This window comes from Streptomyces justiciae (assembly GCF_015163075.1).
In the GTDB taxonomy this organism is placed as follows: domain Bacteria; phylum Actinomycetota; class Actinomycetes; order Streptomycetales; family Streptomycetaceae; genus Streptomyces; species Streptomyces justiciae.
Map to the genome: position 1 here is coordinate 17284 of NZ_JADDXU010000014.1, position 22840 is coordinate 40123.

The following is a 22840-nucleotide window of genomic DNA, read 5'->3' on the forward strand; positions in this document are numbered from 1 at the left end:
CGTACGGTACGGAACGACGGGGGAGGTTGGGGAGGTTCCGGATCAGCAGGCGCTCAGGTAGTTGGTGAGCGCGCTCTTCTCGGCGGAGTCCACGGACAGGTCGTAGTAGTACTTCACCTGGACCCAGGCGCGGACGTAGGTGCAGCGGTACGCGGTCCGCGAGGGCATCCAGGTGGCCGGGTCCTGGTCGCCCTTGGCCTGGTTGACGTTGTCGGTGACCGCGATGAGCTGCGGGCGGGTCAGGTCGTTGGCGAAGGCCTGGCGCTGCGAGGTGGTCCAGGCGCTGGCGCCGGAGTCCCAGGCCTCGGCGAGCGGGACCAGGTGGTCGATGTCCAGGTCGGAGGCGGCGGTCCAGGTGGCGCCGTCGTACTGCGAGTACCAGCTGCCGCTGGTGGAGGCGCAGGCGGAGTCGGTGACGACGTTGGAGCCGTCGCGCTTGAGGACCGTCTCACGGGTGTTGCAGGTGCCGGAGATGGTGATCCAGTGCGGGAAGAGGTCGCGGTTGTAGCCGGTGCGGTCCTCGGTCGCCACGGTGAGCGAGGCGAGGTAGGTGCGGGCCGTGGCGGCGCTGACCGGCGTCGGGAGGGCGGCGGAGGCGGTCGGACCGTTGAAGAGTCCGACCGAGGCTATGAGACCGGTGAATGCGGCGAGTATGCTCAGCCGTCGACGCGCGTAGAACTTCGGCATGCGAACTCCCTTGGGGCGTGGGGGTGTTGAGGCGTGCGGGCGAGGAAATGCTCGCCGCGCCGTGTTGCGGGGAGATGTGCGTTGGGTGAGAAGTTAATGACGCGTACATGACATGACAAGCTTTACGGCGAAACGATCTCGTATGATTGACGGAGTTGAAGGGGAGTAGCTCTTCGCCGGACCGTCGACATACTGCTCAGCTCGTCTGAGCCGGCGCCCGGAGGCGGGTCCCTTGCGGACCTCGCCAGCGAGACCTTCGGCACAGCAGTGCACTGACCGTGTGCTGCCATGCCGAGGTGTCGTTTTTCGCGGTAACACTCTCGGTGGGGCAGCCCCGACCGATTGAGGAACCTTGATCAGCTTCACCGTGACGGCCGTGGTCTTCGGCGTCGTCTTCCTTGCCGAGCTCCCGGACAAGACGGCCCTCGCCGGACTGGTCCTCGGCACCCGCTACCGCGCGTCCTACGTCTTCGCCGGCGTCGCCGCCGCCTTCGCGCTCCATGTCGCGCTCGCCGTCGCTGCGGGCAGCGTCCTCACCCTGCTGCCGCAGCAGATCGTGCACGCGATCACCGGTGTGCTGTTCCTGGGTGGAGCGGCCGTCCTGCTGAGGAACAAGGACGAGGACGACGAGGAGATCCGCAAGCCCGAGAACCAGTCCTTCTGGAAGGTCGCCGGGGCCGGGTTCATGCTCATCCTGGTCGCCGAGTTCGGTGACCTGACGCAGATCATGACGGCGAACCTCGCGGCCCGCTACGACGACCCGCTGTCCGTCGGCCTGGGCGCCGTGCTCGCGCTCTGGGCCGTCGCCGGGCTCGGCATCGTCGGCGGAAAGGCCCTGATGAAGCGGGTGCCGCTGGCGCTCATCACGAAGATCGCGGCCGTGCTGATGCTGGGCCTCGGCGTGTGGAGCCTGTGGGAGGCCGTGAGCGCCTGAGCTGAACGGTGAGTGAACTGTTCCGGGAGACGGTGGCGGGATCATGGTCGCGTTTTGTACCGTGGAGAAACAAAGTGGCTCCCGCCCGTTTTCCCTGACCGGCGGGCGGGGCCGCCTTGTCCCGCCGGGCGACCCCCGGCGTTCCCCGCGCCTTGGAGCTGCCGATGACGGCCACCGCCGTGCCCACCGTGCTGACCGCCCGCGCCCTCCTGCTGGACATGGACGGCACCCTCGTGAACTCCGACGTCGTCGTCGAGCGCTGCTGGCGGCGCTGGGCCGAGCGGCACGGACTGGACGGCGACGAGGTCATGAAGGTCGTCCACGGACGGCAGGGGTACGCCTCCATGGCCCTGCTGCTGCCCGACCGGCCCATGGCGCAGAACCACGCGGACAACGCGCGCATGCTCGCCGAGGAGACCGCTGACATGGACGGCGTGGTCGCGATCCCCGGCGCGCAGGCCTTCCTCGCCTCGCTGGCCAAGGTGCCGCACGCGCTCGTGACCTCCGCCGACGTCGCCCTGTCCACCGCGCGCATGGCCGCGGCGGGGCTCGCGCTGCCGGAGGTGCGGATCACCGCCGAGAGCGTCGGCGCGAGCAAGCCCGACCCCGAGGGGTTCCTGAAGGGCGCCGCGGAACTGGGGGTCGAGCCCTCGGAGTGCATCGTCTTCGAGGACTCCGGGGCCGGCATCACGGCCGGGCGCGCCGCGGGGATGCAGGTGGTGGGGGTCGGGTCGCGGGCCGACTTCCATGAGCCCGATGTGGTGGTGCGGGATCTGACGCAGGTGCGGGTGGAGGTCGGGGCGGACGGGGAGGTTCGGGTTTACGTCGGGTGACGTGGCTCTGTGACGGGGCTTCGGCGGTGTGTCGGGCGGCGGGGGCTTCGGCAGTGTGTCGGGCGGCGGGGGCTTCGGCTTTGTGTCGGGGGCTGACGCCGGGCGCTACGGCTCCGTTGTCTCCGACTCCAGCTTCTCCCTCGTCGCCAGGTCGTAGACGCCGTACTGCTTCACCTGGATGCCCCGCGCCCACTGGTAGCGGGTGACCGCGTCCTCGACGCCCTCGTTGTAGTGGCCGCTCGCCTTCCGCGTGTACAGGCCGAGCTGGGTCAGGCGGAGTTCGAGTTCCACGACCTCCTCGCCCTGGGAGCCGCGGGTCAGCACCGGCGGGGCGCTCTCCTCGGAGCTGCCGATGCTGTTCTCCGTGCTCGCCGGGCCCGTTGACGTCGGGGTCGACGACGGGGTGCCGGACGTCGACGGGGTCGGTGACGCGCTCGTCCGTGACGGCGACGGGGACGCGGACGTCGACGGGCTCGCGCTCGGGGTCGGGGACGCCGAGGTCGGCCGGGCCGACGCCCCGCTCGTCTCCGGGGACGCCTGCGCTGAGCTGGTCGACGCGTCCGGCACGCTCGCCCGGACCTCCTCGGGGAGCGCGGTGTCGCGCTCCGGGCTGTCGTACGAGAACAGACCGCTCGCCAGCCCCGCCGCCGCGACCACCGTCACCAGCGCGCCGCCGACCGCGCCCAGGATCAGGGCGCGGCGGCTGCGGGGGCGGGGTTCGTCGGGCGTGCTCTCGTGGTCCGGGGCGTTCTCGAAGAGGCTCAGGTCCGTGGTGCTCGGCTGGGGCGGCGCCGATATCGGGCGCAACTGCATCGTCGCGTCCGGCACCGGGGCGGGGGCGGGGGCCTCGGGCTCCCTGGTCTCCGACTCCAGGTCCACGTACGGACGTATGCGCAGCGGATCGAAGTCCTCCGCCGCCGCCTGTTCCGCCTCGCGCGCGTCGCGCAGGGCGTCGGACGCCCGCTGTGTGCACCCGCAGGACGGGGTGTTGTCGACCCCTCTGGGCGCCCCGCACTCCGGGCACAGGTGGCCGCTCGTCTCCGCCATGTGTTCGTCCCTCCCCTCGCGAACTCCAGAGATTATGCAGACCCTCTTCACACTCGTCTCACGTCAACCCCCGGAACAACGGCTTCCAACAGGACTTGACAGGCCAAAACTGGTCACACCGACCACGATGGAGTCGTAACGAGTCTCACGGGAGGTCTTCATGGCCGCGGATGCGCACGCTATGACGGGAGATGTGCGGGACACGCGGGACGAACACGTGCCCGGGAACGTCCTCGTGTCGATCGGGGCGCTGCTTCTCGGGATGCTGCTCGCCGCGCTGGACCAGACGATCGTGTCGACCGCGCTGCCGACCATCGTCAGCGATCTGGGTGGGCTGGAGCATCTGTCGTGGGTCGTCACCGCGTATCTGCTCGCGTCTACGGCGGCCACGCCGCTGTGGGGCAAACTCGGGGACCAGTACGGGCGGAAGAGGCTGTTCCAGATCGCGATCGTCATTTTTCTGGTGGGGTCCGCGCTGTGCGGGGCCGCGCAGAACATGCCTCAACTCATCGCGTTCCGGGCGTTGCAGGGGCTTGGCGGCGGTGGGCTCATGGTGCTGTCCATGGCGATCGTCGGTGACCTCGTGCCGCCGCGTGAACGAGGGCGGTACCAAGGGCTGTTCGGGGCGGTGTTCGGGGCGACGAGTGTGCTCGGGCCGCTGCTGGGCGGGGTGTTCACCGAGCATCTGAGCTGGCGTTGGGTCTTCTACGTCAACCTGCCCGTCGGGGTCGTGGCGCTCGCCGTCATCGCCGCTGTGCTGCGGATTCCGCGCAAGGCGACGCGGCATGTCATCGACTATCTGGGGACGTTCCTCATCGCGTCCGTCGCGACGTGTCTGGTGCTGGTCGCCTCGCTCGGGGGCACCACGTGGGGGTGGGGGTCGCCGCAGATCGTGGGGCTGGCCGTGCTCGGGGTCGTGCTGGGTGTTTGCTTTGTGGGGGTGGAGCGGCGGGCCGTGGAGCCTGTGCTGCCGTTGAAGCTTTTTCGGGTTCGGACCTTCGCGTTGTCCGCCGTGATCAGCTTTGTCGTCGGGTTCGCCATGTTCGGTGCGATGACCTATCTGCCGACGTTCCTTCAGGTCGTGCAAGGCGTCTCGCCGACCATGTCCGGGGTGCACATGCTGCCGATGGTGTTCGGGCTGCTGCTGTCGTCGACGGCGTCCGGGCAGGTCGTGAGCCGTACCGGGCGGTGGAAGGTGTTTCCGATCGCGGGTACGGCGGTCACGACGATCGGGCTGCTGTTGCTGCACCAGCTCGACGAAGGCAGTTCCACGTGGGTGATGAGCAGTTGCTTCTTCGTGTTCGGGCTGGGGCTCGGGCTCGTCATGCAGGTGCTGGTGCTCATCGTGCAGAACGCCGTGGCGTACGAGGATCTCGGCGTCGCCACGTCCGGGGCGACGTTCTTCCGGTCGATCGGGGCGTCGTTCGGGGTCGCCATCTTCGGGACGGTGTTCACCAACCGGCTCGGGGACAAGCTGGCGGACGCGTTCGCAGGGGCGCCGTTGCCGGGTGGGGTGACCGTTGATGGGCTGGAGGCCGATCCTCGTGACATCGCGAATCTGCCGGCTGCGTTGCGGCCGGCCGCGCTGCACGCGTACGCCTCGTCCATCACGGATGTCTTTCTGTACGCGGCCCCTGTGGCGTTGTTGGGGTTCGTGCTCGCCTGGTTCCTCAAGGAGGACCGGCTGCGGGCGTCTGTGACCGCGCCGGACGTGACGGAGACGCTGGCCAGCAATCCGGTGGAGCGGTCGTCGTACGACGAGGTGTGCCGGGCGTTGTCGGTGCTCGGGACGCGCGAGGGGCGGCGGGAGATCTACCGGACGATCACCGAGCGGGCGGGGTACGACCTGTTGCCCGGGGCGAGTTGGCTGCTGCTGCGGATCAACAAGTACGGGTCGGTGGAGCCGGGGTCGCTGGCCGCGGGGAGTTCTGTGCCGCTGGACGTCGTCATCGCGGCGGCTCGGCAGGTGGAGGAGCGGCGGCTGGCGGTGCGGTCGGGGGTGGATCTGGTGCTGACCGCGGAGGGGGTTGTGGTCGCGGAGCGGCTCGCTGCTGCTCGGGAGGCTTCGTTGGCTGAGCTGTTGGGGGACTGGTGGGGGGTCGATCGGCCTACCGATCTGGTGCAGCTGGTGGGCGAGTTGAACGCGGAGCTGTGTGGGTCTGATCGGGAGCAGCCGCAGAACGCCGGTGGGGGTGCGCGTTTGCGCTGACGGTTGGGTGGGGGTCGGGGCCGCGCCGGGGGGTGTCCGTCCTCGGAACGGCGCGGAATCGGGCGTTCAGATAAGGCGCCCGTGTTGACGCGCCAACCGCTGCGGGCGGACACCCCCCGACACGTCCCCTTCCCGCCGTACGCGGCTGCCTCGCCGTGGGGCTACAGGGTCTTGGAGAACCAGTGGTCCGCGTACTTGTCGTTGTTGTGCGGGGGTGTCTCCTCGTAGCCCAGGCGCGTGTAGAGGGCTCGGGCCTCGGTCAGGTCGTGGCGGGTGTCCAGGATCATGCGGGTGGCGCCCAGGGCTCGCGCCTCGTTCTCCGCTGCTTCTACTAGGAGTTGGGCGCCGCCTTTGCCTCGCATCCGTGGTTGTACGAAGACTCGCTTGAGCTCTGCTGTTGTCGGGGTCGTCAGGTGTACGCCTGCCGTGCCTGCGGGCTCGCCCTCGAGCCGGGCCACCAGCAAACGGCCCCTCGGTGGGGTGAGGTCGGACCAGTCCGCTCGGGCGATCTCGCGCTCCAGTTCCTCCGGTGCCGTGCGGCGGTTCTCGTGGAGGAGGTAGTAGCGGTCGCTGACCTCCGTGTAGTACGCGCGCCAGAGGGCTGTTGCGGCGGGGGAGTCGTGTGGTTCCGGTGTGACGGTCCAGGTCATGGGCGTCATTCTCGGGTGGGGTCGGGGGCGGGCCACAAGCGGATATCGGGCGTGGGGTCGTTTGAGGGGGGTGGGCGGGGCTACTCGTAGCGCATGACAACTGGCGTGATCATCGCTCTGATCGTGATCGTGGCGGCCGTCGTCGTGGTGGCGGTCGTCCTGGCCCGGCGTGGGCCCGGCGGGCGGGACCTGAAGCGGCGCTTCGGGCCCGAGTACGACCGGGCCGTCGCCCGGCACGACGGGGACTCCCAGGCAGCCGAGCGCGAGCTGGCCGAGCGGGTGGACAAGCACGGGTCGCTGCGTGAGCGGGACCTGGAGCCCGCCCAGCGGCAGCAGTACGAGGCCCGGTGGGCGGCCGCCCAGGAGCGGTTCGTCGAGTCGCCCCGCGAGGCGGTGAGCGAGGCGGACCGGCTGCTCGGTGAGGTGGCCGGCGCCCGTGGGTTCCCCGACGGGGCGCAGTACGAGGAGCAGCTCGCCGCCCTCTCCGTGCACCACGCGAACCATGTGCACGGCTACCGGCACGTGCACCGCGTGGCTCATACGCGCGGCGGCACGGAGGACGGTGTGCGGGGCGGCACCGAGGAGATGCGTGAGGCCATGGTCGAGGCCCGGGCCCTGTTCGAGGAGCTCGTCGGCGCCGGTGGGCGCAGGCGCGAGCTCGCCGAATCGTCGTCCGGTGACCGGTCCGCGCGCCATGACGGCCACGGCCATCTGCCGTGGACGTTCACCCGGCGTCAGGCGAAGGGGAGTTGAGAGGCATGACGGATGCCATGAGCGGCCCGCAGAAGGGGCAGGGGGACGGTTCGCCCCTCGTGGCGGGGCATGAAGGGGAGGGGCGCGGCTTCGCGCAGGAGCGCGAGAAGGCGCCCTTGGTGGCCAGTCATGAGGCCGCCGGGCGTGACGCCCACGGCGGGCGGCTGCTGGCCGACGAGCAGTGCGACAAGCTCTCCGGTGAGTTGCAGCACGCCATGGCCGGGTTCGTCGACGGGCCCCGGGCCGCCGTCGAGGAGGCCGACCATGTGCTGGAGGAGGTCACCTCCCGGTTCACGGACGCCATGGCGCAACGGCGGCGCACCCTGCGGCAGTCCTGGCAGGGGGCCCAGCACGGGGACGGAAAGCCCATGGCCGAAGGCGGCGCTTCCGGTGACACCGAGCAGCTGCGGCTCGCCCTGCGTGACTACCGCGAGCTCACGGAGCGGCTACTGAAGCTCTGAGTCCGGCTTCTTCTCCGCCCGGCGCTCCCGCCACTGGCGTACGACCTCTTCCACGTCGTACGGCTTCATGCCCAGCGGGGGGCCGGGCGGAGGCCTGAACATCATGTCGCGGATCTTGACGTTGACGTCGGTGATCAGTTTGCGGACCGCGCGTTCGGAGGGGGCCGCGTAGGCGGCGGTCAGGGTGTCCTCGGCCTCTTTGCGGAGGGCCAGGGACGGAGGGAGCGCGGAGAGGCCCTCGCGGGCCATCTTGCGTTTGATCCACCAGAGTTCGTCGTACGGAGTGCTCAGCTCGGGGGGCAACGGTTCGCCCCTGCCCGGGAGTCGGTCGAAGTCGCCGCGGCCCTGCGCGTCTCGGATCTGCTTGTCGACCCAGGACTCGAACGGGACGCCGGATGGCTTTCGCTCGGTCATGAGTCCATTGTGCCGGACGCGATGTGGCCGGGCGATTTATCATGCGGCCGCTGTGCAAGGACACTTGCTCAGGAACGGTTCAGGAACTGCAAAGGGAGCGCACGTGCTCGAACTCACCATGGCCGCCGTCTCCGCGGCGGAGGAGGGTGCCACGGCCGGCATGCTCATGGCCGACGCACCGAGCGAGCCCGGCGCGCTGCTGCGGGTGGGCCGCGACAAGTCCGTGTGCCGGCTCGCCACCCCCGACGACTGGCTGTTCGTCTCCCGGGTCCACCTGGAGTTCCTGTGCGGGCCCGAGGGGACCTGGCAGGTGACCTGGCTGCGCGGGTCGCAGGCCGAGCCGTCCAGCGAGGTGCGGCTGACCGTCGGGGAGTACGCCCAGCCGCTCACCTACGGCGGGACCGTCGCGCTGCCCCGGGGCGGCAGCGGTGAGATCGTCGTCGTGGACCGCACCGCCCCGCGCAGCGTCAACGTCGGCTTCTATCACGAGGTGTGAAACCCGGGCGGGGCTACGACGTCACTCGCGCCAGCGCGAAGCCGTCGTAGCCCTTCGCGCCCACCGTCTGGATCGCCGTCGCCGTCAAGCGCGGGTGGGAGCCCAGGAGTTCGATCGCCGCGCGGGTGCCGATGACGTCGGGGTCGGTGTCTGCCGTGTCGGCGACGCGGCCGCCCCGTACGACGTTGTCCACGATGATCAGGCTGCCCGCGCGCGTCAGCTTCAGCGCCCACTCCACGTAGTGCGGGTTGTTCTCCTTGTCCGCGTCGATGAAGACCAGGTCGAAGGGGGCCGGGTTCTCGTCGGCCAGGCGGGGGAGGGAGTCGAGGGCCGCGCCGACGCGGATCTCGACGACCTTGTCCAGGCCCGCCCGCGCGATGTTGCGGGCCGCCACCTCGGCGTGCCGCGGGCTGTACTCCAGGGAGATCAGCCGGCCGTCGGCGGGCAGGGCGCGGGCCATCCGGATGGTGCTGTAGCCGCCGAGGGTGCCGACCTCCAGGATGCGCCGGGCGCCCTGGATCTGGGCCAGGAGCTCAAGCAGCTTGCCCTGTGCGGCCGTGACGGCGATCGGGGGGAGCCCGGCCGCCTCGCTGTCCCGCAGGGCGGCTTCCAGTGCTTCGTCGTCGGGGGCGAGATGGGTGGCGAAGTAGGCGTCCACGGCGTCCCAGCGCTGCGACTCGCTCATGCGTCCTCATTCGTCGGGGTAGGTAGTTAGTAGTGCTAACTAGCTCACCTAACGGCCCTGAGGGGTCATCGGTTCCGCGGTGGGCGGCTGCGCCGGGCGCCGGGTCCGTCGTACGACGAACAGGGCCACCGCCGCCGTGAGCGCGGCCAGGGTGCCCGCGACCGTCAGCAGCCAGGCCGGGACTCCGGCCACCGTGCGGAGCCGGTCCTCGTAGATGACCTGCTGGAAGGCGGTGTCCTTGGCGGTGCGGCGCAGGGTGTGGTCGCCGTCGATCAGGGACGGGGCCGGGAACTCCTGGCCGATCGCCGTCAGGAACGGGGTGCCCGCGGTCAGCTCGGCCAGGGGGCTGTGCCGCGGGGGTGTGACCCGGCCGGCGAAGGTGACGCGGGGGCGGGAGCCGCCGATCGCGGAGGCCGGTTCCATGCGGTGCGCGGCCAGGACGTACAGGCCCAGCGACTGGGGTGTGCGGGCGAGGCGGGACAGCCGCATCGGGTAGACCGGCTCGTCGGCCGTGAAGGACAGGCTCAGCGGGTCCAGGGTGCCCTGGAGGGGGGTGCCGGTGGTCTCCGGGGCCAGGCGGATCGCCACGTACTCCCAGCGGCGCGCCACGTACGGCTGGAGGGCGTCGCCGAGGCGGGGCGGGAGGCTGAAGCCGTTGTCGGCCAGCCAGCCGCCGAGGGCGTCCGGGTCGGTGGCGGTCAGGCGGGCCACGTCGAAGGGGCCCAGCTTCTGGCGGCCCACCACACCCACGCCGGGCGCCCTGCCCGCGCCGGGCGGGGGCGCGCCCGCGTCCCGGCCGCCGCCCGAGACCAGCGGCCAGTCGCCGTCCTGCGGCCAGAAGTGGGAGCGGGTGCGGTGCACCGGCGCGGTGGCCGCGTCCAGCTCGTCGAAGAGCGCCGGGTCGCCCAGCGTCACGTCCGCGCGGTGCGGGACCGGCATGATCCAGGCCGCCCGGTCGCTGTCCCCGTCGACCGTCAGCCGCATCACGATCCGCTCCCGGCGGCCGTCCCAGCGCACCACCGACACCTCGCGCGCCACGCCCACCCGCCGGGCGGTGTCCGGGATCATGGCGCCGCAGCCGCAGGCGTAGGCCGGGGCGACCAGGGAACCCACCTGGGTGGCCAGTAACGCCAGGACGACCGCCAGCAGGCGACGGCGCGCCCGGCCTCTCAGGAAATCGACCATTCCCCCAAAACCCTCCGCTGCGCGGTCGCCAGGCCTTCAGACGGTTACGCGGAGCATACGGGTCCGCGTCTTGTAGCTACGTAAGTGATCCACAGCCCGCTCAGCGAGGCGGTGCGAGCCGGTGCGGACTATCGTCTTTCGGGCAAATGCAGGACGGGCGTCAGGTGAACCGGAACCGCCTGCGTCTCTTCTCCGGGGGACTGTGCGCGCCTCATAGGCTGCGCACGACAGACTTCGCGTATCGGACGTGAAGGACGAACGGGGCGGGAGGCCTAGGCGCGTGGCGAATGCGAACCCCAGCGGACGACCGGCGGAAGCGTTCGGAGCGACGGCCGTCGACACGGTCAGAGCGCGCCTGCGCGTGGCCAGATTCCTGCTGTGGGTGGTCGCCGCGATACTCGCCGTCAGACAGGTCGCCGTCGTCCTCAGCACCCCCAGCGGGGAGCGGCTGACGGATCTGGAGACCTGGGTCGGCCCTGACGGCGTCCTCCATGTGAAGGGCTCGCTGTACGACTCGACGGAGTTCACCGGCACGCCCTTCGGCGGCCTCGTCCTGAAGCCGCTCACCAAGGCGGCCGAACAGGCGCTCGGCTGGGGCTGGACCTTCGGGACGCTGCTTCTGGTCGTCGCGCTCGGGCTTGTCGTCGCGCGGGCGCTGCCTCAGCCGGTGAACAGACGTACGTCCTTCTTCGCCGCGCCGGTCGCGATCAGCCTGCTGATGCTGTCGCTGCCGGTCCGCAACACGCTGTATCTCGGGCAGACCAGCATCATGCCGGTGCTGCTGGTGCTGGTCGGCTGCTTCGTCGTGCGCGGACAGCGGACGAGCGGCCTGCTGATCGGCCTGGCCGCGGCGCTCCAGCCGACCGTGCTGCTGTTCGCCGGGCTGCTGTGGTTCACCGGGCGGCGCCGGGCCGCGCTCACCACCGGGGCCACGTTCGCGGCGAGCACGGCACTGGCGTGGGCGGCGCTGCCGCACGACTCGTACACCTACTGGGTCCACCACATGGCCGGGACCGGCCTCGGCGGTGACGCGGACGACCTCGCCAACCAGTCGCTGCACGGGGCGCTGCTGCGGGCCGGGTTCGAGGGGCCGGTCGAGGTCGGGCTGTTCCTCGCGCTCGGCGCGGCCGTGGCGGCGCTCGCCCTGCGGCGGGCCGTGCGGTACGCCCGCGACGGGCAGCTGCTGCTCGCGGTGGCGATCACCGGCTGCGCGGCGATCCTGGTCGCGCCGATGGCCTGGCAGCACCAGCTGCTGTGGGTGCTGCTCGCGGTCGTCGGCCGGGTCGGCAAGCGGGCCTCGGACCGGTATGTGTGGCCGGTCGCGGTGGTGCTGGTGATGACGCTGCCCGCGAAGATGATCCTGCCGAACATGGCCTCGCTCTATCCGCTGCGGGACAACGTCGTCCTGCTGGCGGCGCTGGCCGCGGCGACGGTGGTGCCGTTCCTGTCCCGGACCTCGGCGTACTACCAGACGCCGATCCCGACCGAGTACGCCGAGCCGGTGCCGGCCCGCTTCCGGCGGGTGCCGCTGCTGCCGTTCCTGAAGCGGGTGCTGACGCGGCCCAACCTGCTGCTGGAGTTGCTGCTTATTCGTGTCACCTACGCCGCGTACCAGAAGGTGCGGCTCGCGGCGACGGGCGGCAGCAACTCCGAGGGCCGGGCGCGGGCCGAGGAGCACGGGCAGCAAGTCCTGGACCTGGAGCGGTGGCTGCACATCGACATCGAACACTGGGCGAACCACGCGGTCGTCAAGGTCGACTGGCTGCGGAACTTCTTCGACTTCTACTACGAGTCCTTCCACTTCGTCGTCCCGCTGACGGTCCTCGGCGTCCTCTACTGGCGCCGCCCCGTCGACTACCGCTGGGCCCGTGCGTCGCTGGGCTTCGCCACGCTGCTCGCCCTGGTCGGCTTCTGGCTCTACCCGCTCGCCCCGCCGCGCCTGATGCCGGACCTGGGCGTCATCGACACGGTCCACGGCGTCCAGGACTTCTCCAAGCCCGACTACGGCACCCTGACCGCCCTGACGAACCAGTACGCGGCGATGCCCTCGCTGCACTTCGGCTGGTCGCTGTGGTGCGGGGTGGTCATCGCGATCGTCGCGCCGAAGTGGTGGATGAAGGCGCTGGGACTGCTCCATCCGTTCTTCACGGTCACGGCGATCGTGGCCACCGGCAACCACTGGGTGCTGGATGCCGTGGGTGGTGCGGTGGTGGTGAGTGCGGGCTTCGGGCTGTCGTACGTCTTCCAGGGGCCGCGGGCGCGGATGGTGAAGGACGCGGCGGCGGAGGAGAAGCCGGTGTTGGCGGGCGCCCCCGTCCGCACTCCCGGGAGCGGGTGACAGTTGCGCCTCCGTGGGGGTGCAATGGGGGCGGAGGCGCCATGGACGCGGACGCGGAGCTCGACCGGGGACGCCAGGCCTGCCGGCGGCAGGCCTGGGCGGAGGCGTACGCGCTGCTCGGCAAGGCCGACACGGTACGGCCGCTCGACGCCGCCGACGTCGAGGCGCTCGCCGAGGCCGCCGACATGCTCGGGCGGTGCGACGACGCGGTGGCGCTGCTGCGTCGGGCCTTCACGGCGTATGCCGGGACAGGGGAGGTCGGGGCCGCGCTGCGGTGCGCGTACTGGCTGTGCAAGGGGCTCGCCTGGGGCGGGGAACTCGCCCAGTCCGGCGCCTGGCTGGCCCGCGCGCAGCGGCTCGCGGCCACCGAGCCCGACTGCCCGAGCCGCGGCTATCTGACGATGCTGGAAGCCGAACTGCACTTCCGCGCGGGCGAACCCGCCGAGATGCTCACGCTCGCCCGGCAGCTCGCCACGACCGTGGGAGGCGATGCGGACCCCGACCTCCTCGCCGGTACGGCGATGACGCTCGGCCTCGCGCTGGTGAGCAACGGCGAGGTCGCGGCCGGGCTCGCCCAGCTCGACGAGGCGATGGTCGTCGTCGCCGACGGGGCACCCTCGGCGCGCTGCATCGGCATGACGTACTGCGTCGTCATCGGCACCTGCCAGGACCTCCAGGAACTGCGCCGCGCCCAGGAGTGGGCCAAGGCGCTCGCCCGCTGGTGCGCGGCGCAGCCCGACTTCAGCGGCGCCTACCGGGGGCTGTGCCGGGTGCACCGGGCCGCGCTGCTCCAGCTCGGCGGGGCCTGGCCGGAGGCGGACCGTGAGGCGCGGCTGGCCTGCGCGCAGCTCACCGCGGGCTACGGCGAGAGCGTCGCGGGCAGCGCCTTCTACCAACTGGCCGAACTCCACCGCCTGCGCGGCGAGTACGCCGAAGCGGAACAGGCCTACCGCGACACCCTCCGCCACGGCTGGGACACCCAGCCCGGCCTCGCCCTCCTCCGCCTCTCCCAGGACCGCCCGACCCCGGCCGCCGCAGCGATCCGCCGAGCACTGGCGGAGACGACGGACCCGATGAGGAGGGCGCGATTGCTGCCGGCGGCGGTGGAGATCCTGCTGGCGGAGGGGGCAGAGGAGGGGCACGAGCAGAGGGCCGATGGTGCGGGCGCGGGGGAGCGGCGGGGTGCTGGAGCCGGCGCGGCGGAGGGGCGAGATCGGCTGGGCGGTGTGGGCGCGGGGGCGGGCCCGGCGCGGCGGGGCGACGGTGTGGGCGCGGAGGCGGGGCAGGAGCAGCGGGGCGGGGGCGGCGCGGGGGTGGCCGACGGTGGTCCTTCCGGCGGGGCGGGTCTCTCGGGCGGGTCCGGTCTGCCCGACGGGTCCGGCCGTCGTGGTGTTTCTGCCGAAGCCCTCCGTGCCGCCGATGAGCTTGCCGCCCTTGCCGAGGCTCAGAGCATCGTCGCGTTGCGGCTCGTGGCTTGTCAGGCTCGGGGGGCCGTGTTGCTTGCGCAGGGAGTGGCGGGGGAGGCGCTTGGGGTGTTGCGGGAGGCTGGGCGGGGGTGGCGGGAGTTGGACGTGCCCTATGAGGCCGCCCGGGTCGGGGTGCTCGTCGCGCTGGCCTGTCGGGCGCTCGGGGACGAGGACTGTGCCGCGCTGGAGTTGGACGCGGCCGGGCAGGCCTTCGCGCGGCTCGGGGCGCTGCCTGACCTGCGGCGGGTCGAGGGGCTTCGGGGGCGGTCCGTGCTCTCGCCTCGGGAGCTTGATGTCGTACGGCTCATCGCCCAGGGCCGCACCAATCACGCCATCGCCGCCGAACTCGTCCTCAGCGAGAAGACCGTCGCCCGGCACATCAGCAACATCTTCGCCAAGCTCGACCTCGGGTCACGCACTGCTGTCGCCGCGTACGCATTCGAGAACGGGCTGGTCCGGCCCCCGGGTGTCTAGGAATACCCATACCCCCGTCCTGGCGAATGGGCATTGCTGTCGATGCGCGCGCCCATGTCCCGCGCGCAGCATCTAAGCGTGTCCGACGACGCGCTCACCCCCCGCGAACAGCTGCGAACGGCCCGGTTGAGGTACGCCGACAGCGCCGCCGAGCTGGGCACCCTGCTGCGGCTGCGCGGTGAACTCACCGAGGCCGAGCGGCTGTTGCGGCAGGCCGTGGAGATCTACGAGGCCGAGCGCACCACGACCGAGGAGCTGGCATGAACACCGAACTCACCGAACACATCGAGACCGTGGTCGTCGGCGGCGGTCAGGCCGGGCTCGCCACGGGGTACCACCTCGCCCGCGCCGGACGGCCCTTCGTGATCCTGGAGGCGGGGGAGCGCATCGGCGACAGCTGGCGTCAACGCTGGGACTCACTACGGCTGTTCAGCCCGGCGAAGTTCGACGGTCTGCCCGGACTGCCCTACCCGGGGCCCGCCTGGGCGTTCCCCACCCGCGAGGAGTTCGCCGACTATCTCCAGGCCTACGCGGCATGGGCGGAACTTCCGGTGCGGACGGGCATCCGCGTGCGGCGGCTGTCGTACGACGGCACGCGGTACGTCGTCGAGACGGACGGCGGTGTGCGGTACGTGGCCGAGAACGTCGTCGTCGCCGCCGGGTACGACCGGCTGCCGAAGATGCCCGCGTACGCCGGTGAACTCGGCCCGGATGTCACGCAGTTGCACGCCGTCGACTATCGCAACCCCGGGCAGTTGCAGGACGGTCCCGTCCTGATCGTCGGGGCCGGGAACTCGGGCGCGGACATCGCCGTCGAGCTGGCCGCGAGCCACCGCGTCCTGCTGTCCGGGCCGCACCCCGGCCAGATCCCGTGGCGGATCGAGCGGCGGGCCGCGCGGCTGCTGACGCCGGTGCTGTTCTTCCTCTTCCGGCACGTCCTGACCGTCCGCACCCCGATGGGCCGCAAGCTGCGGCCGAAGGTGCTCGCGCACAGCGCCCCGCTGATCCGGGTGAAGGCCGCCGATCTGAAGGCGGCGGGCGTCGAGCGCGTGGACCGGGTCGTCGGGGTGTGCGACGGGCTGCCGGAACTCGCGGACGGGCGGCGGGCGGAGGTGGCGAACGTGGTGTGGTGCACGGGCTTCCGGCCGGACGTCTCCTGGATCGACCTGCCGGTCTTCGACGGCGAGGACGGTGAACCGTTTCAGCGGCGCGGGGTGGTCCCCTCGCAACCCGGGCTGTACTTCGTGGGGCGGCTGTTCCAGTACGCGATGGCCTCGTCGATGATCCAGGGCGTGGGCCGGGACGCCGAGCATGTCGCCCGGCACATCAGCGCTCAGCCGGTGGCCGCGCCCACGGCCGTCGCGGCGGACGCTGTCCGCCTCGGGGGAGGCAGGAACGGGGCGTGAGGGACGGGGATGCTCCTGCCTCCCTCGGGGTCCGGACGGGCCGGCGGCGCCGGGAAGCCGCCGGCCCGGGAACGGGGGGAGTCAGGCCATGCTGACCTGGAGTTCCTTGACGCCGTTGATCCATGCCGAGCGGAGGCGGCGGGGGTCTCCGGTCAGGACCAGGTTCGGCATCGCGTCGGCGATCGCGTTGAAGATCAGGTCGATCTCCAGCACGGCCAGGGACTTGCCCAGGCAGTAGTGCGGGCCGCCGCCTCCGAAACCGAGGTGGGGGTTGGGGTCGCGGGTGATGTCGAAGGTGTCGGGGTCGGTGAAGACGTCGGGGTCGTGGTTGGCGGCGGCGTAGAAGATGCCGACCCGGTCGCCCTTCCTGATCAGCTTGCCGCCGAGTTCGGTGTCCTGGGTGGCGGTGCGCTGGAAGGCGTTGACCGGGGTGGCCCAGCGGACGATCTCCTCCGCCGCGGTCGCCGGCCGCTCGGCCTTGTACAGCTCCCACTGGTCGGGGTGGGTGAGGAAGGCGTGCATGCCGTGGGTGATGGCGTTGCGGGTGGTCTCGTTGCCGGCGACGGCCAGCATCAGCACGAAGAAGCCGAACTCGTCGGAGTTCAGGTTGCCTTCGTCCTCCGCCGCGACCAGGGTCGTCACGATGTCCTTCGCCGGGCACTGCTTGCGGTCGGCCGCCATGTTCATCGCGAAGGCGATGAGCTCCATCGCCGACTGCTGGCCGACCTCCTCGGTGATCGCGTACTCGGGATCGTCGTACGAGATCATCTTGTTGGACCAGTCGAAGATCTTGGCCCGGTCGTCCTGCGGGATGCCGATGAGCTCCGCGATGGCCTGGAGGGGCAGTTCGCAGGCGACCTCGGTGACGAAGTCGAAGGAGCCGGGGTGTTGGCGGGCGTTCGCCGCGATGGCGCCGGCGCGGGCGCGGAGGTTGTCCTCCAGGGCGCGGATGGCGCGCGGGGTGAACACGCGTTGCACGATGCTGCGGACGCGGGTGTGCTCCGGCGGGTCCATGTTGAGCAGGATCAGGCGCTGGGCGTCGATCGCGTCGCGTTCGATGTGCTCGTTGAAGCGGATGATCGCGGTGTTGAGGGTGGAGGAGAAGAGTTCGGGGTGCGTGGACACGTACTTGACGTCCGCGTGCCGTGTCACCGCCCAGTAGCCCTCGTCCTGGAAACCGGCGATGTTGCCCGACTGGGGAATCCAGCGGACCGGTTCCGCGCGGCGCAGTGCGGCGAACTCCGGCAGCGGAACGCGCTGTTGCAGCAGATCGGGGTCGGTGAGGTCGAACCCGTCGGGGAGCTCTGGACAGGTCATGGGGCAGCTCCAGCCGTGTTCCAGCCTTGCTCGGCGGTCTTCTGACGGTCCATCAGGTCGTGCGGTGAACGTAGTAACGGGTTCTAGAAGTAGCAAGAGGCGTGCACGACTCTTGCGGCGATGGACTCCCTGTCAGCAGACTGCACGTGGAACTAGAACACGTACTAGTTCCGCGTGGCGGGCCGGGCCGGGACGCCCCCGCGCCGCGCGGGTACGCAAGGAGAGGAACTCCTTTCATGGCCGCGGAACCCGTGATCGTCGAAGCCGTACGCACCCCCATCGGCAGGCGCGGTGGCGCGCTCGCCAACCTCCACCCCGCCTATCTGCTGGGCGAGACCTACCGTGAACTCCTCGGCCGCACCGGCATCCCCGCCGACTGCGTCGAGCAGATCGTCGGCGGCACGGTGACCCACGCCGGCGAGCAGTCCATGAACCCCGCGCGCACGGCCTGGCTGACGATGGGCCTGCCGTACGAGACGGCCGCGACGACGGTCGACTGCCAGTGCGGCTCCTCGCAGCAGGCCTCGCACATGACGGCCAACCTCATCGCGGCGGGCGTCATCGACATCGGGATCTCCTGCGGTGTCGAGGCGATGTCTCGGGTGCCGCTGGGGTCGGGTTCGAAGCACGGTCCGGGGAAGCCGTTCCCGGACGAGTGGAACGTGGATCTGCCCAATCAGTTCGAGGCGGCCGAGCGGATCGCCCGGCATCGCGGGCTGACCCGCGAGAACGTCGACTCGCTCGGGCTGATCTCGCAGGAGCGGGCGGCTGTCGCCTGGAGCGAGGAGCGGTTCAAGCGGGAGACGTTCGCCGTGCAGGTCCCGACGACGGAGGACGAGCAGCACGCCGGACAGGGCATGTGGCGGCTCGTCGACCGGGACGAGGGGCTGCGCGACACGTCGATGGAGGCGCTGGCCGGCCTGAAGCCGGTCATGCCGACCGCCATCCATACGGCGGGCAACTCGTCCCAGATCAGCGACGGCGCGTCGGCGATCATGTGGGCCTCGAAGCGGATGGCGCGGGCGCTGAAGCTGCGGCCGAGGGCGCGGATCGTGGCGCAGGCGCTGGTCGGCGCCGACCCGCACTTCCACCTCGACGGGCCGATCGACGCGACCAAGGCCGTGCTCGGCAAGGCCGGGATGTCCCTGAAGGACATCGACGTCGTCGAGATCAACGAGGCGTTCGCGTCCGTGGTGCTGAGCTGGGCGCAGGTCTTCGAGCAGGACCTGGAGAAGGTGAATGTGAACGGCGGCGCGATCGCCCTCGGGCATCCCGTCGGAGCCACGGGCGCCCGGCTGATCACCACCGCGTTGCATGAACTGGAGCGCGTGGACAAGGAGTTCGCCCTCATCACGATGTGCGCGGGCGGCGGACTGGCCACCGGCACGATCATCCAGCGGATCTAGCCAGCGGATTCAGGCGGCGGAATTGGGCTCGACAGAAGTTGACGCGGACTGATCAACTTGCCCGATGTTTCTCAATCTCATCCTCCGCGTCCTGCCCTTCTACCTCCGCGAACCGATCGTCATCGGCATCTGCCTGACCATGGCCGGTGCGTGCTTCTACTGGTTCGTCCAGGTAGGGGGCTTGGGCAGGGGCGGCTTCGGGCTGCTGTTCCTCGCGATCGCCGTGCTGCGCGCGTTCCTGTTCCGCAAGGAGTGGAGAGCGCATCAGGCGGCGAAGGTGTTGGGTCTCAGACCCGAGGTGTAGTACCGCTCCAGGAGACGAAGTGGCGGAACGCGGCGGGTCCGAGGGTGACGATCGGGCCCGCCGGGTTCTTGGAGTCGCGGATGGCGATGAGGGCGGGGGCTTCGGCGACCTCGACACATTCGCCGCCCTGGTCGCTGCTGTAGCTCGACTTACGCCATTTGCTCTCCATAGCGGTCCTCCATCACACGCCGGATCAACTCCGCCGAGTCCTGGATGGACAGAGCGGCGGCCCGCAGATGATCGTAACGGAGTGAGCAGTCCTTGACGGTGAGCGGGTTTGCGGAGGGATGCGCACTGCCGTACCCCTCGGTGTAGACGATGGTCGGGTCACTGTCGAATCGGAAGAGGGTGAACGAGCCGGTAAGTCCCGTGTGCGCTCCGGCTGAGAACGGCAGCACCTGGAGGTTGATCCGAGGGTTGTCCTCGAAGCCCAACAGGTGGGCGAGTTGGCCGCGCATGATTTCCCGGCCGCCAATCTCCTGGTAGAGCGCGGCCTCGCTGATCACCGTCCAGAAGACGGGCGATTCCGGCTTGTCGAAGATGCGTTGGCGGGCCAGCCGCACGGCGGTGCGGTCGTCGAGGTCGGTCTGATCCAGTGTGCCGAGTGTGGCGCGTGCGTAGGCGTGGGTCTGGAGGAGGCCGTGGATCATCGTGGCCTGGAACGTACAGATCTCCGTCGCCCGCGCTTCCAGCTCGGCCACCTGCCTGAACCACGCCGGGAGTTGACTCCGTAGCACCAGCTCCACGAGCCGCGACAGCAGCCCGTCCGACCCCAGCGCCGCGTCCGCCCGCTCGCTGAACTCCGGGGTCGGGACCTTCCTCGCCGTCTCGATCTGGCCGATGAGGGAGCCGGTGTAGTTGAGGATCTCCCCGAGCTGCTTCTGGCTCAGTCCCGCCGCTTCCCGTAGCCGCCGGAGCTCGTAGCCGTAGTAGTCGAGCGGCGAGGCTCCCGGGTCAAGGACGTTGATGTGCGTCACGAACAGCCCCCACTCCAGAACGGGTTGTATCCAGCCTGTAGCCCAGCGTAGTCAAGCCAGTTCAGGCTCGTCCTGTGAACACATACTTTCCCCCCACCACGCACTACCGCATGCGTGTCACGGTCGGCGAGCACTCCGTCCGCCACATCCGCCGTATCGTCCGCTCGCTGCTCACCGAGTGGGAGATGCCCCACCTGGTCGACGCCGTGGAACTGGGCGTGACGGAGCTGGTCACCAACGTCGTACGGCATGTTCCGGACCGGCGGTGCGAGCTGGTGGTGCTGCGCACGGCGGGAGTTCGGGTCGAGGTGACGGACGGGTGTGCCCAACGGCCGGTGATGAGACGTGAGTCGGAGCCGGACGCCGAGGGCGGTCGGGGGCTGGTGCTGCTGGACGCCCTCGTGGACAAGTGGGGTGTGGCGCGTGCGGCCGGGGGAGGGAAGACGGTCTGGTTCGAGTGCCGCCGATGAGTTTCCGCCGGGCTCGCGGTCACCACTGTCGTCAGACACACGGAGGAGGTGCCCGCGGTGGGTGGAGCGGCGTGGCAGGAGGCGTTGGAGCGACTCGGCGTCCTGGTCGGGGAGTGGGTGGTGGAGGCGGACTTCGCGGACCCGGACGTCCCCGCCGGACGCAGTGTCTTCGCTTGGGACCTGGACGGGCGGTTCCTGGTGCAGCGCACCGAGATCCCCGTCGCCGGAGCGCCCGACAGCATGGCGGTGATCGCCGTCGACCCGGAGTCGGGGGCGTACACGTACCACTACTTCGACTCGCGCGGTGTCGTGCGGACGTACGCGATGCGCTTCGACGGTGTGGAGTGGCTGCTGCTGCGGGAGACGGCGGACTTCTCTCCGCTGTCCTTCCGGCAGCGGTTCGTCGGGCGGGTCGGGGACGGGGTCATCCAGGGGGCCTGGGAGCTGGCGAAGGACGAATCGGCGCCGTGGGAGCGGGACTTCGGGCTGACGTATCGCAGGAGCGGGCGATGAGTGAGCGCGGGGAGATCGCCCGGGGCATCGTCGACGGGAGCCGGTATCTGGTGCTCGCCACGGCAGACGCGGACGGGCGGCCGTGGAGTTCGCCCGTCTACTTCGCGCACGCCGGGTATCGGGAGTTCTACTGGGTGTCCTCGCCGGAGGTCACCCATTCACGGAACATCGCGGTGCGGGCCGAGGTGGGGATCTCGGTCTTCGACTCGTCGGCCGAGATCGGGACCGGGCAGGGCGTGTACATGTCCGCCGTCGCCGGGGTGGTGGGGGAGGCGGACGCGGTGGCGGCGCTCGACGTGTTCTCGCGGCGTTCGGTGGGGCACGGCGGGCGGGTGTGGACCGTCGAGGACGTGCGCGGCGACTCCGGTATGCGGCTGTACCGGGCGGTGGCGGACGCGCACTGGATGCTGGCCAAGGACGGCAGGCCGGATCACCGGGTGCCGGTGCGGCTCGCCTGAGCGGCGGCCGTGCGTACGGCTCTACTCGCGACCCGATGCCACGACCGCCAGTACGCCCACCACCACGGTCGACACCAGCAGCGGAACGCCCAGGTCGTGGTGGACGACCAGCCACGCGCCCAGTGCCGCGCCCGCGATCATCGCGGCGACCGCGGCGGTACGGCGGGCCCGGCGCGTTCCCGGACCGTCGGCGGCCAGGCCCGTCAGGGTCATCGTCAGGACCGTGGTCGTGAGGTCGGCGACGCCCAGTTTGCGGACCGTGGCGTTGCGCAGGCCCATCGCGAAGGCCGTGACGGCGATGAGGGTGTAGACGGTGGCGGTGTCGTCGGGCGCGGCGAAGGCGACCACGGTGGACGCGGCCAGCAGCAGGGCCTCGGCGGCGAGGGTCCGGCGGACCCAGGTGCGGCGGGCGCCCCGGCCGAGGGAGAGGGCGATACGGCCGCCGACCGCCGCGCCGATCATGAAGGCGACCAGCGAGGTCAGGGTGTGGGGGACGGAGAAGCCGGGGGCGCCCGCCGCCGCGAAGCCGAGGACCACCACGTTGCCGGTCATGTTCGCGGTGAAGACATGGCCGAGGCCGAGATAGCTGACGGCGTCGATGAGCCCGCTGACCGTGGTCAGCGCGAGCAGCACCGGCACCAGGCGCAGGCCGCGGTCCGGCCGGGTTTCCGTGGTGTGCGTGGTCACCGGGTCAGTGGACCACGGAGGGCGCCGGGATCGTCGTACGACGAAGGCGGCGACCCCCGTGGAACGGGAGCCGCCGCCTTCGTACGTCAGTCGTCGGTCGTCAGGCTGCTCAGTACCAGCCGTTGGCCTGCCAGAACGCCCAGGCGCCGGACGGGCTGCCGTAGCGGGAGTTCATGTAGTCGAGGCCCCACTCGATCTGGGTCTCGGCGCTGGTCTTCCAGTCCGAGCCGGCGGAGGCCATCTTGGAGCCCGGCAGGGCCTGGACCAGGCCGTAGGCGCCGGAGGAGGCGTTGGTGGCGTTGACGTCCCAGCCGCTCTCGTGCTCGACGATGTTGCTGAACGCGTTGTACTGGGCGGCGTTCGGGATCATCTTGTGCGCGATGGCCTTGGCCTGGGCCGCGGAGTCGGTGGTGGCCGCCTGAGCGGGCGCCGCGGTCAGCACGAAACCGGCGGTGGCGGCGGCCATCGCGACGGTGGTGATGGCCTTCTTCGGGGAAGCGATGCGGCGAACGATGCGGGAGACGGACACGGAGAACCTTTTCTTCGGGGACGTGGTCTGTCGCGGGCGGTGCCGGTCGCGGTGAGCGTCCGGTACATGCGTCGGCGCCGAGGCCCGTGGGCTTGTCGGCGCCGTGCGACGTTGTCCAGAGAAACAGGCTTGGAGCGCGTC

26 protein-coding genes are annotated in these 22840 nt (G+C 70.8%); 15 read left to right on the plus strand and 11 right to left on the minus strand.

All coding sequences use genetic code 11. From position 1 onward, the window contains the following. Nucleotides 1-42: 42 nt before the first annotated feature. On the minus strand, nucleotides 43-687 hold the full coding sequence (locus IQ210_RS32400; protein WP_194082745.1) for an HNH endonuclease family protein: 645 nt from the start codon (nucleotides 685-687) through the stop codon (nucleotides 43-45). Between the two features lie 352 nt (nucleotides 688-1039). On the opposite strand from IQ210_RS32400, the gene IQ210_RS32405 reads away from it, so the two are divergent. Then, complete coding sequence (locus IQ210_RS32405; protein WP_194082746.1) at nucleotides 1040-1621, plus strand: TMEM165/GDT1 family protein; 582 nt, start codon at nucleotides 1040-1042, stop codon at nucleotides 1619-1621. 164 nt (nucleotides 1622-1785) lie between these two features. Next, nucleotides 1786-2454, plus strand: a complete 669-nt coding sequence (locus IQ210_RS32410; RefSeq protein ID WP_194082747.1) for an HAD family hydrolase — start codon at nucleotides 1786-1788, stop codon at nucleotides 2452-2454. A 105-nt stretch (nucleotides 2455-2559) separates the two neighbouring features. Here the strand turns inward: IQ210_RS32410 and IQ210_RS32415 are convergent, their stop codons facing one another. After that, nucleotides 2560-3501: a peptidoglycan-binding domain-containing protein gene (locus IQ210_RS32415; RefSeq protein ID WP_194082748.1), complete on the minus strand. Its 942-nt coding sequence runs from the start codon at nucleotides 3499-3501 to the stop codon at nucleotides 2560-2562. A gap of 160 nt (nucleotides 3502-3661) precedes the next feature. On the opposite strand from IQ210_RS32415, the gene IQ210_RS32420 reads away from it, so the two are divergent. After that, nucleotides 3662-5710 carry an MDR family MFS transporter gene (locus IQ210_RS32420; protein WP_194082749.1) on the plus strand — a complete coding sequence of 683 codons (2049 nt, stop codon included), beginning with the start codon at nucleotides 3662-3664 and terminating at the stop codon, nucleotides 5708-5710. Nucleotides 5711-5871: 161 nt separating this feature from the next. Here the strand turns inward: IQ210_RS32420 and IQ210_RS32425 are convergent, their stop codons facing one another. Then, nucleotides 5872-6360: a GNAT family N-acetyltransferase gene (locus IQ210_RS32425; protein WP_194082750.1), complete on the minus strand. Its 489-nt coding sequence runs from the start codon at nucleotides 6358-6360 to the stop codon at nucleotides 5872-5874. 93 nt (nucleotides 6361-6453) lie between these two features. On the opposite strand from IQ210_RS32425, the gene IQ210_RS32430 reads away from it, so the two are divergent. Both IQ210_RS32430 and IQ210_RS32435 read left to right on the plus strand, forming a co-directional pair. Beyond that, the gene (locus tag IQ210_RS32430; protein WP_194082751.1) at nucleotides 6454-7113 is read left to right on the plus strand and encodes a hypothetical protein; all 660 of its coding nucleotides are present in this window, start codon (nucleotides 6454-6456) and stop codon (nucleotides 7111-7113) included. A 5-nt stretch (nucleotides 7114-7118) separates the two neighbouring features. After that, entirely contained in the window at nucleotides 7119-7574 is a 456-nt protein-coding gene (locus tag IQ210_RS32435; protein WP_228048777.1) for a hypothetical protein, read from the plus strand. On the opposite strand, the gene IQ210_RS32440 is transcribed toward IQ210_RS32435, so the two are convergent. Further along, on the minus strand, nucleotides 7560-7988 hold the full coding sequence (locus IQ210_RS32440; RefSeq protein ID WP_194082753.1) for a DnaJ family domain-containing protein: 429 nt from the start codon (nucleotides 7986-7988) through the stop codon (nucleotides 7560-7562). The two genes, IQ210_RS32435 and IQ210_RS32440, sit on opposite strands and share 15 nt — an antisense overlap. Before the next feature lie 103 nt (nucleotides 7989-8091). Here IQ210_RS32440 and IQ210_RS32445 point away from each other — a divergent pair, with 103 nt between their 5' ends. Continuing rightward, nucleotides 8092-8484, plus strand: coding sequence for an FHA domain-containing protein (locus tag IQ210_RS32445; RefSeq protein ID WP_194082754.1), 393 nt, complete (start codon nucleotides 8092-8094; stop codon nucleotides 8482-8484). A 13-nt stretch (nucleotides 8485-8497) separates the two neighbouring features. Here IQ210_RS32445 and IQ210_RS32450 read toward each other — a convergent pair whose 3' ends face one another. Further along, complete coding sequence (locus tag IQ210_RS32450; RefSeq protein WP_194082755.1) at nucleotides 8498-9169, minus strand: O-methyltransferase; 672 nt, start codon at nucleotides 9167-9169, stop codon at nucleotides 8498-8500. Between the two features lie 48 nt (nucleotides 9170-9217). Next, nucleotides 9218-10354 (minus strand): DUF2330 domain-containing protein, encoded by a 1137-nt coding sequence (locus IQ210_RS32455; protein WP_194082756.1) that lies wholly within the window; start codon nucleotides 10352-10354, stop codon nucleotides 9218-9220. A gap of 280 nt (nucleotides 10355-10634) precedes the next feature. On the opposite strand from IQ210_RS32455, the gene IQ210_RS32460 reads away from it, so the two are divergent. The 4 genes from IQ210_RS32460 to IQ210_RS32475 all read left to right on the plus strand — a co-directional run bounded on the left by IQ210_RS32460 (nucleotide 10635) and on the right by IQ210_RS32475 (nucleotide 16038). Further along, nucleotides 10635-12692: a bifunctional glycosyltransferase 87/phosphatase PAP2 family protein gene (locus IQ210_RS32460; protein WP_194082757.1), complete on the plus strand. Its 2058-nt coding sequence runs from the start codon at nucleotides 10635-10637 to the stop codon at nucleotides 12690-12692. Between the two features lie 41 nt (nucleotides 12693-12733). Continuing rightward, nucleotides 12734-14632, plus strand: coding sequence for a response regulator transcription factor (locus IQ210_RS47450; RefSeq protein ID WP_228048778.1), 1899 nt, complete (start codon nucleotides 12734-12736; stop codon nucleotides 14630-14632). 78 nt (nucleotides 14633-14710) lie between these two features. Then, nucleotides 14711-14896, plus strand: a complete 186-nt coding sequence (locus tag IQ210_RS32470; RefSeq protein WP_194082758.1) for a tetratricopeptide repeat protein — start codon at nucleotides 14711-14713, stop codon at nucleotides 14894-14896. Next, on the plus strand, nucleotides 14893-16038 hold the full coding sequence (locus IQ210_RS32475; protein WP_194082759.1) for a flavin-containing monooxygenase: 1146 nt from the start codon (nucleotides 14893-14895) through the stop codon (nucleotides 16036-16038). Before IQ210_RS32470 ends, IQ210_RS32475 begins: the two co-directional genes overlap by 4 nt. A gap of 81 nt (nucleotides 16039-16119) precedes the next feature. Here IQ210_RS32475 and IQ210_RS32480 read toward each other — a convergent pair whose 3' ends face one another. After that, a complete protein-coding gene (locus tag IQ210_RS32480) occupies nucleotides 16120-17355 on the minus strand; it encodes a cytochrome P450 (RefSeq protein WP_194082760.1) in 1236 nt (411 codons plus the stop codon). Nucleotides 17356-17591: 236 nt separating this feature from the next. Between IQ210_RS32480 and IQ210_RS32485 the strand changes: the two genes are divergently transcribed. Next, nucleotides 17592-18761, plus strand: a complete 1170-nt coding sequence (locus tag IQ210_RS32485) for a steroid 3-ketoacyl-CoA thiolase (protein WP_194082761.1) — start codon at nucleotides 17592-17594, stop codon at nucleotides 18759-18761. A gap of 64 nt (nucleotides 18762-18825) precedes the next feature. Next, the gene (locus IQ210_RS32490; protein WP_194082762.1) at nucleotides 18826-19065 is read left to right on the plus strand and encodes a hypothetical protein; all 240 of its coding nucleotides are present in this window, start codon (nucleotides 18826-18828) and stop codon (nucleotides 19063-19065) included. Here the strand turns inward: IQ210_RS32490 and IQ210_RS32495 are convergent. Together IQ210_RS32495 and IQ210_RS32500 are read right to left on the minus strand one after the other, a co-directional pair. Next, a complete protein-coding gene (locus tag IQ210_RS32495; RefSeq protein ID WP_194082763.1) occupies nucleotides 19049-19234 on the minus strand; it encodes a DUF397 domain-containing protein in 186 nt (61 codons plus the stop codon). The two genes, IQ210_RS32490 and IQ210_RS32495, sit on opposite strands and share 17 nt — an antisense overlap. After that, nucleotides 19215-20042, minus strand: coding sequence for a helix-turn-helix domain-containing protein (locus IQ210_RS32500; RefSeq protein WP_194082764.1), 828 nt, complete (start codon nucleotides 20040-20042; stop codon nucleotides 19215-19217). The genes IQ210_RS32495 and IQ210_RS32500 overlap by 20 nt, the downstream gene beginning before the upstream one ends. 110 nt (nucleotides 20043-20152) lie before the next feature. Here IQ210_RS32500 and IQ210_RS32505 point away from each other — a divergent pair, with 110 nt between their 5' ends. From IQ210_RS32505 to IQ210_RS32515, 3 genes are read left to right on the plus strand one after another with little or no spacing between them, the layout of a single operon-like run. Next, complete coding sequence (locus IQ210_RS32505) at nucleotides 20153-20512, plus strand: ATP-binding protein (protein WP_194082765.1); 360 nt, start codon at nucleotides 20153-20155, stop codon at nucleotides 20510-20512. Nucleotides 20513-20569: 57 nt separating this feature from the next. Continuing rightward, entirely contained in the window at nucleotides 20570-21025 is a 456-nt protein-coding gene (locus IQ210_RS32510; RefSeq protein WP_228048782.1) for a hypothetical protein, read from the plus strand. After that, complete coding sequence (locus IQ210_RS32515) at nucleotides 21022-21483, plus strand: pyridoxamine 5'-phosphate oxidase family protein (RefSeq protein ID WP_194082766.1); 462 nt, start codon at nucleotides 21022-21024, stop codon at nucleotides 21481-21483. Before IQ210_RS32510 ends, IQ210_RS32515 begins: the two co-directional genes overlap by 4 nt. Before the next feature lie 21 nt (nucleotides 21484-21504). On the opposite strand, the gene IQ210_RS32520 is transcribed toward IQ210_RS32515, so the two are convergent. After that, entirely contained in the window at nucleotides 21505-22170 is a 666-nt protein-coding gene (locus IQ210_RS32520; protein WP_322657195.1) for a YoaK family protein, read from the minus strand. Nucleotides 22171-22279: 109 nt separating this feature from the next. Further along, complete coding sequence (locus tag IQ210_RS32525; RefSeq protein WP_194082767.1) at nucleotides 22280-22699, minus strand: aggregation-promoting factor C-terminal-like domain-containing protein; 420 nt, start codon at nucleotides 22697-22699, stop codon at nucleotides 22280-22282. Between the last annotated feature and the right edge of the window lie 141 nt (nucleotides 22700-22840).